At 57.1% G+C, this 12607-nt stretch carries 12 protein-coding genes; 3 read left to right on the forward strand and 9 right to left on the reverse strand.

The window, feature by feature from the left end:
• Positions 1 to 33 precede the first annotated feature (33 nt).
• The 5 genes from DIT72_RS05835 to DIT72_RS05855 form a co-directional block, all read right to left on the reverse strand.
• Complete coding sequence (locus DIT72_RS05835; protein WP_135954224.1) at positions 34 to 315, reverse strand: Lpp/OprI family alanine-zipper lipoprotein; 282 nt, start codon at positions 313 to 315, stop codon at positions 34 to 36.
• Between the two features lie 229 nt (positions 316 to 544).
• Positions 545 to 1054 (reverse strand): L,D-transpeptidase family protein, encoded by a 510-nt coding sequence (locus DIT72_RS05840; protein ID WP_135954225.1) that lies wholly within the window; start codon positions 1052 to 1054, stop codon positions 545 to 547.
• A 154-nt stretch (positions 1055 to 1208) separates the two neighbouring features.
• Positions 1209 to 2927 carry a potassium/proton antiporter gene (locus DIT72_RS05845; RefSeq protein WP_135954226.1) on the reverse strand — a complete coding sequence of 573 codons (1719 nt, stop codon included), beginning with the start codon at positions 2925 to 2927 and terminating at the stop codon, positions 1209 to 1211.
• A gap of 51 nt (positions 2928 to 2978) precedes the next feature.
• Positions 2979 to 4289 carry an NAD(P)/FAD-dependent oxidoreductase gene (locus DIT72_RS05850; protein WP_135954227.1) on the reverse strand — a complete coding sequence of 437 codons (1311 nt, stop codon included), beginning with the start codon at positions 4287 to 4289 and terminating at the stop codon, positions 2979 to 2981.
• A 29-nt stretch (positions 4290 to 4318) separates the two neighbouring features.
• Entirely contained in the window at positions 4319 to 4924 is a 606-nt protein-coding gene (locus DIT72_RS05855; RefSeq protein WP_135954228.1) for a TetR/AcrR family transcriptional regulator, read from the reverse strand.
• A gap of 126 nt (positions 4925 to 5050) precedes the next feature.
• On the opposite strand from DIT72_RS05855, the gene DIT72_RS05860 reads away from it, so the two are divergent.
• Positions 5051 to 5605: a carboxymuconolactone decarboxylase family protein gene (locus DIT72_RS05860; protein ID WP_135954229.1), complete on the forward strand. Its 555-nt coding sequence runs from the start codon at positions 5051 to 5053 to the stop codon at positions 5603 to 5605.
• Between the two features lie 34 nt (positions 5606 to 5639).
• On the opposite strand, the gene DIT72_RS05865 is transcribed toward DIT72_RS05860, so the two are convergent.
• Positions 5640 to 7742, reverse strand: a complete 2103-nt coding sequence (locus tag DIT72_RS05865; protein ID WP_135954230.1) for a NosR/NirI family protein — start codon at positions 7740 to 7742, stop codon at positions 5640 to 5642.
• Positions 7743 to 7879: 137 nt separating this feature from the next.
• Positions 7880 to 8617, reverse strand: coding sequence for a spermidine synthase (locus tag DIT72_RS05870; protein ID WP_135954231.1), 738 nt, complete (start codon positions 8615 to 8617; stop codon positions 7880 to 7882).
• A 92-nt stretch (positions 8618 to 8709) separates the two neighbouring features.
• Here DIT72_RS05870 and DIT72_RS05875 point away from each other — a divergent pair, with 92 nt between their 5' ends.
• Positions 8710 to 9558, forward strand: a complete 849-nt coding sequence (locus tag DIT72_RS05875; RefSeq protein WP_135954232.1) for a putative RNA methyltransferase — start codon at positions 8710 to 8712, stop codon at positions 9556 to 9558.
• On the opposite strand, the gene DIT72_RS05880 is transcribed toward DIT72_RS05875, so the two are convergent.
• Both DIT72_RS05880 and DIT72_RS05885 read right to left on the reverse strand, forming a co-directional pair.
• The gene (locus tag DIT72_RS05880; RefSeq protein ID WP_135954233.1) at positions 9538 to 11322 is read right to left on the reverse strand and encodes a sensor domain-containing phosphodiesterase; all 1785 of its coding nucleotides are present in this window, start codon (positions 11320 to 11322) and stop codon (positions 9538 to 9540) included. The two genes, DIT72_RS05875 and DIT72_RS05880, sit on opposite strands and share 21 nt — an antisense overlap.
• Before the next feature lie 136 nt (positions 11323 to 11458).
• Complete coding sequence (locus DIT72_RS05885; RefSeq protein WP_135954234.1) at positions 11459 to 11818, reverse strand: ankyrin repeat domain-containing protein; 360 nt, start codon at positions 11816 to 11818, stop codon at positions 11459 to 11461.
• A gap of 163 nt (positions 11819 to 11981) precedes the next feature.
• On the opposite strand from DIT72_RS05885, the gene DIT72_RS05890 reads away from it, so the two are divergent.
• The gene (locus tag DIT72_RS05890; RefSeq protein ID WP_135954235.1) at positions 11982 to 12605 is read left to right on the forward strand and encodes a YbhB/YbcL family Raf kinase inhibitor-like protein; all 624 of its coding nucleotides are present in this window, start codon (positions 11982 to 11984) and stop codon (positions 12603 to 12605) included.
• The last annotated feature ends 2 nt before the right edge of the window (positions 12606 to 12607 follow it).

Raw genomic sequence — 12607 nt, forward strand, 5'->3', positions numbered from 1 at the left:
TCCCGGCCTTTTTTATGATGCTATGCGGCAGCCTTACTTCTGGCTGGCACGCTCGAGCATGCGCTTGGCGCGCTCGTTTGCTTCGTCAGCAGATTTCTGGGCAGCTTTGGCGGCAGCCAGTGCTTCATCAGCTGTGCTCTGTGCAGAACGTGCTGTGCTGGAAGCGCTGTTCGCGGTTTCCAGTGCATTTTCAGCAGTTTGTTCCGCGGAAGAAGCGGTTGCATTCGCTTCATCCATAGCGCCCTGGTCTGAAGTCGCACAACCTGCGGTCAGTGCTACGGCAGCTGCAAGCCCTGCGATCGTAAGTTTACGCATTGTAAATCCCCTTATTGGTCGTTTTATTTCCTGCGTTCCAGAAGTCGTTGGAGCAGACATTCTGTCAAATCGGGGCCGATAGCATTAACTGCTAACGGCGTCGTTAAACAGTGTAAAACACTATAGCCAGAAATGTTAACCAAGGATACGTAAAAGTTCCCATGTCATGACAACAACTTAATTTTTTGCCAGCAAACTACGGCGACTGAAAGCCGCTGGATCAAAGGTGTCAGGGGACGATCCTGATGGGCGTTCCATCCGCAACCAGCTGCCAGATTTCGTCCATTTCTTCATTACTCACGGCGATGCAGCCATCCGTCCAGTCCAGCCCCAGGAAGGCAAATGCCAGGTCACCAGCATCATTGGGCAGGCCATGGATCATGATGCTGCCTCCGGGGTCCAGCCCCCAGGATGACGCCAGTTCGCGATCCTGTTTATTTGGATAGGATATGTGGATGGACTTGTAGAAGTCGCTGTCAGGATTGCGCCAGTCCAGCACGTATTCGCCCTCCGGCGTGCGTTTATCGCCCTCATAGAGCTTGTGGCCGGAAGGGTTGTCACCAAGCCCGATGCGATAACTGCGAACCACCTGTTCCCCTGACAGGAGGTAGAGCCGGCGTTCCTGCTTGCGAACCAGTACCTCACTGACTTCCGGTGCTTCGGCCATTGCGCCCATCGGAAGCTCTGACGCCGTCACCGGCTTGCTGGCAATGGTGAGCATGCAGACCAGGGCCGTCATGCAGATGGCTCTCAGGCCTTTGAATCCCTTGGCAGGGGTTAACAATAAAGTCGTCAAGGACATGGTTGAATCAATCATTACTATTTGTACACTTTATAGCACAGGAAGTTTATTAATCGAACCAGCGTTTCGACGTGATTTTGTAAAAAGGTGTTCATTGGCTGTCCATCTTCAGACCGACCTTGGTCACCCTGTCGGCCTCGGTGGCCCTGGCCACCAGCGTGACTGGCCCTAATTTTACCTTGTCGCCGACTACCGGATGCCCTTTGGTGCGACGGGCGAAGCACTCGGCAAGAGACAGCTCCGGGGGCAACTCGTCAAACTCAATGCCGTAAACCTGTTCCACATCACCCAGCAGGGCATCACCATTAAGCACGAAATCACCAAAGAATGCCCGCTCTGCGAGGTAGCGCGGAGCGTGTCGAGCGCTGAGGGCCTTGCTCAGCTCCGGTAATGCGGCTGGCGTGGCAAACATGGCCAGCACGTCACCAGCGGAAACCTCCATATCCGGACTGGGCTGGAGGCAAACACGTTGGCGGAAAACCCCGGCAATCGCGGTGTTGTCCGGAAGGCGTAGCTGGCCCAGCGGCTTGGGCGTTTCCCAGACGTCACCCTTCAGCGGGAAAAGCATCAACTCGTGGTCGCCGGCGGCTGCAATGTCCAGTGGCAGCCGTCGATACGGTCCTTCCCCTGCGGGAACCTCCAGCCGCAGTTTTCTTGCCAGGGGCGCCATTGTAGTGCCCTGAACCAACAGCGATACCAGGACGATGAAAAAGGCCACGTGAAAAATAAGCTGGGCCTGAGGAATGTCAGCGATGATCGGAAACAGGGCCAGCACAATCGGCACCGCCCCTCTCAAGCCTACCCAGCTGATAAAACCCAGCTCCCGCCGATTAAAACCGAAAGGCCAGAGTGTCGCCATGACCATAACTGGCCGGATCACGAAAATCAGCGCAAACGCGAGAATCAGGGCGCCGCCGGCCAATGGTAAAAGGTCAGATGGCGTTACCAGCAAACCGAGCATCAGAAACAGGCACAGCTGTGCGAGCCAGGCCAGGCCATCATGAACCTGCAGTATCATCGGCATCATGCGTACGGGCCGGTTGCCGATGACTACCCCGGTCAGGTAGATCGCCAGGAAGCCACTGCCACCGAGGGCATTGGTGCCTGAAAACACCATGATGCCGGCTGCCACCACCAGTAAAGGGTAAAGTGACGGCGTAAGCCTGATGCGGTTGGCCATTTCCACCACGATGAAGCCACCGGCCACGCCCATGGCACCGCCAATACCGAACTGTTTCACCAGCATTATCAGTGCCGCCATCCAGCCTTCGGAGGCACCACCGGCTTCGATCATGGTAACCAGCATCAGGGTAAGGAAAATCGCCATCGGGTCGTTGCTGCCCGATTCTATTTCCAGGGTAGCGCTGACCCGTTCATTCAGGTGAAGGCCACGCCCCTGCAGCAGTGAGAAAACGGCTGCCGCGTCTGTGGAGGAGATGATGGCACCAATCAATAGTGCGGTGAGCCAGTGCAGATCAAACACCCACCAGGCGACCAGTCCTGCACCGCCAGCGGTCAGGAACACGCCCAGGCTGGCGAGCATCAGGGCCGGGCGCAGCCCGACGCGGAAGGTCTCGGCCCGGGTACGCATGCCGCCATCAAGCAGAATCACGCCAAGGGCGAGGTTGGCTATCAGGAACGCCAGTTCGAAGTCTTCAAACAGCAGGCCGCCCGGGCCGTCCTCCCCCATCATCATGCCGACCACGAGAAAAATCAGCAGCACCGGCATGCCCAGTCTGCTGGACAGCGGGCTGAGCATGATACTGATAACCAGCATCAGTGCGCCGATCAGGGTGAGAATCGGATCCATTCATGCTCCGGTTCAGGAATAGACTTTGATAATAACAGCCTGAGAGCCGTGTCAGTGCAGTTTCAGGCGCGGATGCATGGCTCGGGTAATCCGGTCCATCAGCCAGATAATGCTGGTACGCAGGAAACCGTGCAATGCCAGCTGGTGCATTCGGTACAGGGAAAGATAGAACAGTCTCGCCACCTTGCCTTCGATATACATGTTGCGACCGGAAAGGTTGCCCATCAGGTTACCGACGGTGGTGTAGCGGCTGAAGTTGATCAGCGAGCCATGGTCATTGTAGACGAAAGGCACGGCCTTCTCGCCCTGCAGGCGGTTGCGCAGGGTTTTGAACAACACAGCGGCCTGCTGGTGAGCTGCCTGTGCGCGCGGCGGTACCGGGCGATCTGAATCCGGCTGGGGACATTCCGCACAGTCACCGAAAGCAAAAATATCCGCATCGGTGGTGGATTCGAGGGTTTGTCTGACCTTTAGCTGATTGCTGCGATTGGTTTCAAGCCCCTCCAGCTCGGCCAGGAACGCCGGGGCCTTGATGCCTGCCGCCCATATGGTCATCTCGGAGGGCAGCTCCGTACCGTCCTTCATCACCAGGGTGCCATCGCGGACCTCGCTGACTGGCTGGCCAGTCATCACCCTGACGTTCTGGTGTTCCAGTTCACGGGTTGCCGCAGCTGAAAGCCGGGCCGGTAGCGCTGGCAGAATTCGCTCTGCTGCCTCAATAACCGTGATTGAGATATCCTCCGGCCGCAGGTGGTTCATGCCGTAAACCGGCAATTCCCGGGAAGCCAGGCGCAGCTCGGCAGCCAGCTCCACACCGGTAGCGCCGGCACCGATGATAGCGATGGGCAACTCATGGCCATTGCCGGAGTGGGCCTCATGATTCTTGCGCAAAAAGGCGTTGAGCATCAGGTTGTGAAAGCGTCTTGCCTGGTTCAGGCTGTCCAGAAACAGGCAATTATCCTGGGCTCCGGGCGTTCCGAAATCGTTGGCGGTACTTCCGACAGCGATCACCAGGGTGTCGTAGTCAATATGGCGCTCCGGAACTACTTCCTTTCCTTCGTTGTCGTGAAAGGGCGCAATCACCACTTCCTTTGACTGGCGATCAAGCCCGCTCATCCGGCCCAACTGGAACTCGTAGTGATGCTTACGGGCATGGGCCCGATAGTTGATTTCATTGGCGTTGGCATCCAGGGAGCCGGAAGCCACCTCATGAAGTAACGGCTTCCAGACATGGGTCAGGCCGGCATCCACCAGGGTAATACGGGCTTTGCGTTTTTTTCCCAGTTTGTTGCCAAGGCGGGTGACCAGCTCAAGACCACCGGCGCCGCCGCCAACGACAACGATGTGATGCAGGTTTTCCATAACAGGCAGTTCCTGAAAGGCGGTCGGCTTCAGTGGCGGACCCGATACTGATCCAGAATGCTCGCCATGTCTTCGGCGAGGTCGGTAACCTGTTCCGGCTCGATGTCTCTTTGTGCGAACGACCGCAGGCCGATAAGCTGGGCCTGAAGCAACCTTGCCAGTCGTGCACAATCAGTGCCGGCAACCAGTTCGCCCCGCGTTTTTGCCTGCTCCAGGAGCTCCCTGAGGGACTGTTCTATCGCGTGCAGGATTGTATTGGCCTGATCCGCCACCACCGTATTGGTATAGCTTGCTTCCAGCAGTGTTTTCACGATCATGCAGGCTCGCGACGGGGTCTCCGTGCCCGGCCTGGACTGGCGGGCGGTGCGGCGAAGATACTCCTGCAGTCCGTCCAGTATTGACTCATAGCCGGCAAGATGCTCCCGAAGTTCAGCTCCACCCCTTTCTGCGTAGGCGGCGAGGGCCTCCCTGAACAGGCCGTCTTTGCTGCCGAAGGTGGCGTAGATGCTTCCCGGGCGCATATCCAGCGCCAGCTCTATCTGCTTCATGGAGGCACCTGCGTAGCCCTTTTCCCAAAACAGGTTCATCGCTTTTTCAAGGGCGATCTGTCGATCATAGCGAGCGTTTCTGGCCATTGATAGCTACCCACTCCCGGTGGTTGAAATATTCCCGATTATAACTTGAATGGACACTCAAAAACAGGTACCGTTGGGCTGTAATTGAGCATTCACTCAAAAAAGCATTTCTAAAAGGAGAACGCTATGTCAGATTTCCCGCTTCACAATGTGGAATCCGCACCGGAAAAATCCAGGCCGCTTCTGGAAAAGTCCCAGAAGGGATTTGGCATGATTCCGGGCCTGCACGCTGTTATGGCGGAAGCGCCGGGCGTTCTTGAAGCCTATCAGACTCTCCACCAGCTTGTGCTCGACAGCAGTTTCGACAACGACGAGAAAACGGTGGTCTGGCAGACCATCAACGTCGAAAATGCCTGTCACTACTGTGTGCCCGCGCACACCGGTATCGCCAAGATGATGGAAGTATCAGACGACATCATTAACGCCTTGCGGGATGAAACACCGCTGCCCGGCGACAAGCTGGAAACATTGCGAACCTTCACGCTCGCGGTAATGAAGAAGAAGGGCAACGTCAGCAAGGAAGACCTTGATGCCTTCTACGAAGCCGGCTACAAGCACCGGCAGGTTCTTGAAGTCATCCTGGTACTGTCCCAGAAAACCATGAGCAACTACATCAACCATATCGCGGAAACGCCGGTTGATGAGCCATTCAGGAAGTTCGAATGGAAAAAGAACAAGTAACGGGACTGTATTGCCCCGGCGCCACGGTTGCGGCTCAGCCCACATCCGTGGCCAGGATATTGGCCTGCCGCTGACGTTTCTTCTGTAACACCTTATCCACGCACTGCTCTTCATCTTTCAGAATCACCACACACTCAAGACACTGAATACACTCGTTGTAGTCAATGCGCCCGTCCTTGTGGATGGCGTTGATGCCACAACTGTTCCTGCAGTGCTGGCAAGGTTTTCCGCAAAGCTCCACCCGGTCCAGCCAGCTGAACAGACGCAACTTGCCCAGAACCGCCAGTCCAGCCCCCAGCGGGCACAGGTAGCGGCAGTAGAACTTGTGAATGAACATACCGATTACCAGCAGGCCAACGGCATAGACCACGAAGGGCCAGGAACGCACGAAGAAAAGTGTGATGCTGGTTTTGAACGGCTCCACCTCCACCAGCTTTTCCGCCAGCTCCAGTGAGTAGAAGGCCGTGCCCACCAGCACCAGTAGAATGGGATACTTCAGCAGAATCAGCCGGCGATGCCACTTCTCCGGTACTTTGACCTGCCGGAATTTCAGCTTTTCTCCCAGCCAGGCAGCCATTTCCTGCAGCGCACCAAAGGGGCACAGCCAGCCGCAGAACAAACCCCTGCCCCATATGAACAGAGTGATGAAGGTATAGGTCCACAGAATGAACAGTACCGGGTCCATCAGGAATACGTTCAGGGAGAAACCATCCCAGATCGATAGCAACAGCGTATAGATATTCACCACTGAAAGCTGACCCTGGGCATAAAAGCCGATAAAGAACAGGGTGAAAAACAGGAAGCCCCAACGGAAACGGTGCACCAGTTTGGGGTGCCGGCTCAGGGTGCGCTGGCGGGCAAAAAAGACCGTCAGAACAGTCAGGCTGATGACCAGTATGGAAATCGTCAGCCAGCGTTCTTTCCAGAGCCCCACCCACACCGGTTGGCGAGTGTCTTCCTGGCGCGGGGCAACCTCCACGGTTTCAAAAAGCTCTTCGGAAAAGACCACTGGAATATCAAGTGTGGTGCTGTCAGAAACCAGATGGTTTTTGCGCAGTGTCACGCTCATTTTCAGCGTGGCCTCCGCGCCCGGGTTGAACCCGGCATTGCCACCAACCCGGAACAGGGTTGACCGCTCCATGTCCGGCATACTGTCGCTGCGGAGGCGGAGATTCTCGTTGAACACATTGATATCCCGAATCTCGACCGCCAGATTGTTCTGTTGCAGGCCGAGCCGGTCTGGAGAGCTGCCGGGCGTGAAATCCTCGGACAGGTGAGGATAAAGTCCCCGGGACATGACCGCCATTATCTGGGCATCCGCGCCGATACGTTCTTTGAGCTGCGAAAAGCCTTCATCTCCCAGCAGGTTACGGCCGACCATGGGGGCGTTGATGTAACCGAAGAAGAGTTCCGTGAACGGCTCGTCAGGCTCCGGCTGCGGCATTTCAGGATAGTCGGAAAGGCGGAATCCGGTTTTTTGCTCGAAATCCCCGGGGCTGAGACGAAAATGGCCGATGTACCCGCGGTCAATCAGCTCCGACCAGGAAAGTGGTTCGTAAAAATCCGGTTTCGCCCGGGTGGGTGCCTCCTGGGAAAATCCCTCCAGTTTTTCCCGCGCCACTTTCAGGGCCGATGACAGAATCGTGTCGTTGATGATGAGTACCGAAACCGTGGCTTTGCTCACACCATCAAACTGAACCACATTGTTGTCCGAATCCTTGCCGGAACGGTTACCGGACGTGCTGACGATGATCTGTTCTGTCAGCGAACGGTCCTCATACTGGCTGATGAACTCTGCCAGGGGTTCTTCCCCCAGCCCATGGAGGAACACGGGTTCATGATGGTTGAGGATGCGAACACCGGTAAAGCGTCCGCGTGTATCCAGGCCAATCAGCATACTGATGGGCTTGCCGGCAAATCCCTGGAGCCGGCTCAGATCGATGGACTCGTAGGCGTAACCCAGCAGTTCCTGAAGCTGATACACCGGATAGACCGGGTAATCCGGCAACTTGTCGCGGATTTCCGTGGCCTTGGGGAACAGTTCCTGGATCATCGCGCGCTTTTCCTCGTCCAGCGCACCGTGGGCCGCCGGAAAAAAGCAGACAATGACCAACAGCAGCAACAGCCGCCCGGGCATGGCATCTCTCCAGAGTCTTCTTGTTGTTGGTTCTGCCAATGCTAGAGGTTTATCCGTGCCGCACAATGCTACCTGCGGGCCGGGGGCGTGCTACTTTGTGAGGAGAGATGAAAGCGGATATCGATGCCAGTGGATGCTCAGGTAAGGCGTATCACCCGTGCCATCAGCCGGCGCCAGTCGATCGGCAGATTCTTTTCCAGCGCCACCAGTGCCGGGTCTCTGGCATGCAGTGCCTCAAAGGGGCCCTTGCTGGCAAAAATCACCGTGTTGTCGGTTTTGCTCTTGAACAGCAGCAGTGCCGCAAACTCTCCCCGTAGCTGGCGGAAGAACGGCCCGTCGAGATCGGGCGGGCGGTGATAGTTGATGGAAAGCCAGCCGCTGTCGCTGAGTGCCCGGCTGCATTGTCTGATAAACTCCCGCTGGGCCTGGGCCGGGCTCATGCGGTCGGAGCTGTACATGTCGGCCAGAATCAGGTCGGTGCCGCTGTCCGGCGCTTTGCTCAGGGCATCCCGGGCATCCCCGATAGTGACGGTGAAATTGGCCGGATGCGGCAGGCTGAAGTATTCACGGGCCACTTGCAGCACGCTGGAGCGAAGCTCTACGGCATGAACCTGGCAGTCAGGCAGCAGATGCAGCAGCGCACCGGCCATTACCCCGCCACCGAGCCCCAGAACGGTTACGTGTGAAGGCCGTGAAAAGGCAACCGGTAACAGCATGGCACGGCTGTATTCATGGACGGGAAGATAAGGCCTGCGGCGGTCAATCTTGCTCTGTTCAAACACCGAATCAAAGGTCATTACCCGATGTTTGCGATAGTCGATTACCAGAATGCCACCGAGTGTGTCCCTGGTGTAATGGATAATCTCGCCCTTCACGGTGGCTTTCCTCGTCTGGTCACTGCGCCGCTATTCTGGGCATTTACCCGCCGGTTCTCAAGCGCGATGCAATTACCGGAGTTACCCCTGCAATGATTATCGATGCCTTCAATGCCCTTGCCTGCCCGATGGACGGGCAGGCTCTGGCCGATTCCGGAAGCTGCTGGCAATGCCCCGCCGGCCACAGCTTCGACATGGCCCGCCAGGGTTATCTGCACCTGCTGCCGGTGCAGAAAAAACGTTCTCTGGACCCCGGCGACAGCAGGGAAATGGTCGCCGCCCGCCGGCGTTTCCTGAATGCCGGTTACTACCGGCCGGTTGCGGAGGCGGTAAATGCTGCTGCGCTGCCGTGTACAACCGGAAAAGCCGCTCCACTGGCCTGCCTGGATGCGGGCTGCGGCGAAGGATATTACCTCAGGGAACTGGCACAGGGAAACACGGACATTCGTCTTTCGCTGGTGGGGCTGGACATCTCCAAATGGGCGGCTCTGGCAGCTGCAAAACAGGACAAACGCCCGCGCTGGGTGGTTGGCAGCAACGCCAATATCCCGGTATTAGCGGGCACCCTGGACCGGGTACTCTGTCTGTTTGGATTTCCGGTCTATGCCGAATTTGCCCGGGTATTGAAATCCGGTGGAATCCTGATCCGGGCAGACGCCGGCCCCAATCACCTGCGGGAACTGCGGGAGATTATCTACCCGGCATTGAAGCCCGAAAAACCGCCAGCGTCAGGAGCTCCGGACGGTTTCTCCATAGTCGGTACGGAGACTGTCTGCTACCAATTGACCCTGGAAACCCCTGAGGTAATCGCTGACCTGCTGGCGATGACGCCGCACCTGTATCGGGCTTCCCCAGAAGGAAGGGAAAGGGCGTCGCAGTTGCATAAGTTAACCGTAACGGTGGAGGTCAACCTGATGCGCCTACAACGACTGGCGCGATGACGGCCTGGCAGTTACGGTGTTGATCGGCGCCATGAACCAGCGGGTGAATTCTGTGCTGGTGAATGGCCTGGCAATCAGATAACCCTGGATTTCGTCGCACCCCAGGGAGTGCAGTACCTGTTTTGCTTCCTCGGTCTCCACGCCCTCCGCAACGACGCTGTAGCCAAGCTCATGGGCCATGGCGATCATGGCGCTGACCAGGGTCTGGCTGCGCTGATGCTGGTTGAGGCCAGTGATGAACGAACGGTCAATCTTCACAACATGGGCCGGGATCGTCTGCAGGTAGGCAAGGCTGCTGTAGCCGGTTCCGAAATCATCTATCGCAATTTTCACCCCCCGCGCCATGAGCTCCTCAAGCTGTCGCCTTGCTGCCTGACCGTTACTGATGAGACCGCTCTCGGTCAACTCCAGTTCCACGGCCCGCAGTGGAAGCCCCTCGCTGCCCAGGTATCCCAGCAAGCGCTCCGTGAAGTCTCCTTCTTCCAGATTGGCGGCGGCTATATTGAGCGACACTCGCAATTGCAGCCCCTGGTGGTACCAGGCCGCAGCCTGCCGAATGGCATTGCGCATGACCCAATCGGTCAGGTCACGGGCCATGGTGGTGTTTTCCACCAGCGGAATGAATTCTGCCGGCGACACGTTGCCCACTGTCGGATGCTGCCACCGGATCAGTGCTTCGGCACTGACGCAGCGGCCGGAGGTCATGTCTACCCGTGGTTGGTATGCCAGGTGCAACTGGTCCTCGGATTGTAGTGCCTCCTGAAAATCCGAAATCAGACTGAATCTGCGTTGATACCGATTGTCGGAGCTTCTGGAATAGAAGCCGGCGCCTGTTTCATTGTCCCGGGCGTCACGGCAGGCAGTGTGAGCGAGTCGCAACACGGCGTCTGGCTGGGTACGGCCAAGCTGGACCGGTGCCACGCCAACTACTGGCCGTAACATGAAGGGCGCACTTCCGTTAACAGTGACCTCAAGCAGGGACTTTCGCAGGTTCACGGCGCGCACCAGTATGTCAGCCCTGTCACCGGTTTCGAGATGCGCAAACTGGCAAGGTCCGACGTGATAAATTTTCGCCTGTTCTCCCAGCGCTTTGCGGATCCGGCGGGCTGCGGTCTGTGACAGTGCATCCAGGTAAGCGGGGCCCATTACCCGTTGGAGTGCATTAATCTGTTCAAGGTCGACCAGTTCGGTGCCAAGGACATAGCGCTGACTATCAGGGAGGTCCCGTGCCAGGTCATTCAGATCTTCAACAAAGCTCAGATAATTGGGCAGTCCGGTTGACGGCTCGACGCGCCCAACCGCGTGTTGGAGATCGACCTGTGCCATCACCATGGCAGCCAGATCCTTCAGAATACCCCTTTCCTGATCAGTGACCTGGCGAGGCTCGGTGCCAAGAACGCACATGGCGCCAAGAGTATGGCCATCATGGGTGACCAGCGGTGCACCGGCATAGAAGCGGATACCCGACTCAGCCAGATGGCTATCATGGTAGTGCGATGCAAGCAGGTCGTTTATCACCAGAACGGAACTGTTATCCGCCACATCTCCACAGCAGGCCTTGAACCGGGGGATTTCCCGGTGATCTACGCCAACTCTGGACTTGAACCACTGGCGATCCCGGTCGGTCAGAGATACCGCAGCAATGGGCAGGTCGAACAGCAGGCTTGCCAATCGGGTAATTCGATCAAAGCTCTCGCTGGGGGGAGTGTCCAGCAGATTCAGCTGTCTCAGTACCGAGAGACGAGCTTCTTCACTATTACTCATATATCTTTACACGACAGTACAGCTGGCGGAGTGCCTGCTGAATTGCGCAAATAATGAAGGAAAGCCGCGAAAGGTATAATTGAATATTTCCGGGTCTATAATAGAAAATAATTATTAAACCGGCAGCCAGTTAACACTATCCGGGACGCCCGGCACTGGCGCCATATTCCAGTAGCAGATTCACGATCTCCTTGTGGCCTCGGGAGTCCGCGCACATCAGCGGCGTTTGCAGCTGACTATTGCGCAGGTCGGGGTTTGCGCCTTTTTCCAGCAGCATGCGGGCAGTGTCGGGGTGGCCGTGGCTGCAGGCCAGCATCAGCAGGCTGTCACCGGTGTTGGTGCGGATGTCCACGGGTACGCCAGCATCGAGCATAATGTTAAGAGGGCCAGTGCCGCCGTTTCGGGCCAGCTCGAAAAGCCCCTCCCCAAAGGCGATGGCATCTTCATCCTGCTGATTTTCGGGGTTGCGGGGTGCGGCTGATTTGTCGTCGTTCATGGGATTCCTCTGGTTTTTCGTGAAGCGGAGCAAACGGTATCATGCCTGTAACCGTGTACGAATCCGGACTGGGCCGAGCATGGTTCTGGACAGACCCACGATACCACTGTTACAAACATGGTATCAGGCGAGGCAAATCACCAAAGATACAGGAGACAGGACTGTGAAAATCAAGGTTCAAGGTATTGAAGAAGGGAAGCCGGTGCCGGAGAAGTTTGCATTCGGCGTCTACAGTGAGCAGGACCACATGAGTTTCGGTCCCAATCGCAACCCGGAAGTGATCTGGGAGGACGCCCCCGAGGGCACCAGGAGCTTTGTGGTAATGATGTTTGATCCTGACGTGCCCAGCGTTGCGGATGACGCCAATCAGGAAGGCAAGACGGTGTCGAAGGATATTCCGCGGGTGGATTTCTTCCACTGGCTGCTGGTGGATATTCCGGCTTCCGTTTCACGTATTCCCGAAGGCGAGGACAGCGACGGCGTGATTCCAAAGGGCAAGGAACCCGGCCCTGGCCCAATAGGACGTCGCGGTGTCAACAATTTCACCCAGTTCCTGGCCGACAATCCGGACATGGCCGGCACCTACAGTGGTTACGACGGCCCCTGCCCACCTTGGAACGATGAGATCATTCATCATTACCACTTCGAAGTGCATGCACTGGATGTGGAAAGCCTGGGCCTGGAAGGCGAGTTTGACGGTGCCGTCGTGCGTGAGGCCATGGCGGGCCATGTACTGGCCAGTGCGCGAGTAACCGGTACCTATACCCTGAATCCCGACTTGCGTTGATG

It is taken from the genome of Marinobacter orientalis, assembly GCF_004792665.1.
Taxonomy (GTDB): domain Bacteria; phylum Pseudomonadota; class Gammaproteobacteria; order Pseudomonadales; family Oleiphilaceae; genus Marinobacter; species Marinobacter orientalis.

Bases quoted from the DNA above. Each gene is read 5' to 3' on its own strand.
- DIT72_RS05875 (WP_135954232.1), top strand. From the start codon at position 8,710: ATGATTATCGATGCCTTCAATGCCCTTGCCTGCCCGATGGACGGGCAG.
- DIT72_RS05840 (WP_135954225.1), bottom strand. From the start codon at position 1,054: ATGACGGCCCTGGTCTGCATGCTCACCATTGCCAGCAAGCCGGTGACG.
- DIT72_RS05860 (WP_135954229.1), top strand. From the start codon at position 5,051: ATGTCAGATTTCCCGCTTCACAATGTGGAATCCGCACCGGAAAAATCC.
- DIT72_RS05880 (WP_135954233.1), bottom strand. From the start codon at position 11,322: ATGAGTAATAGTGAAGAAGCTCGTCTCTCGGTACTGAGACAGCTGAAT.
- DIT72_RS05855 (WP_135954228.1), bottom strand. From the start codon at position 4,924: ATGGCCAGAAACGCTCGCTATGATCGACAGATCGCCCTTGAAAAAGCG.
- DIT72_RS05845 (WP_135954226.1), bottom strand. From the start codon at position 2,927: ATGGATCCGATTCTCACCCTGATCGGCGCACTGATGCTGGTTATCAGT.
- DIT72_RS05885 (WP_135954234.1), bottom strand. From the start codon at position 11,818: ATGAACGACGACAAATCAGCCGCACCCCGCAACCCCGAAAATCAGCAG.
- DIT72_RS05850 (WP_135954227.1), bottom strand. From the start codon at position 4,289: ATGGAAAACCTGCATCACATCGTTGTCGTTGGCGGCGGCGCCGGTGGT.
- DIT72_RS05835 (WP_135954224.1), bottom strand. From the start codon at position 315: ATGCGTAAACTTACGATCGCAGGGCTTGCAGCTGCCGTAGCACTGACC.
- DIT72_RS05865 (WP_135954230.1), bottom strand. From the start codon at position 7,742: ATGCCCGGGCGGCTGTTGCTGCTGTTGGTCATTGTCTGCTTTTTTCCG.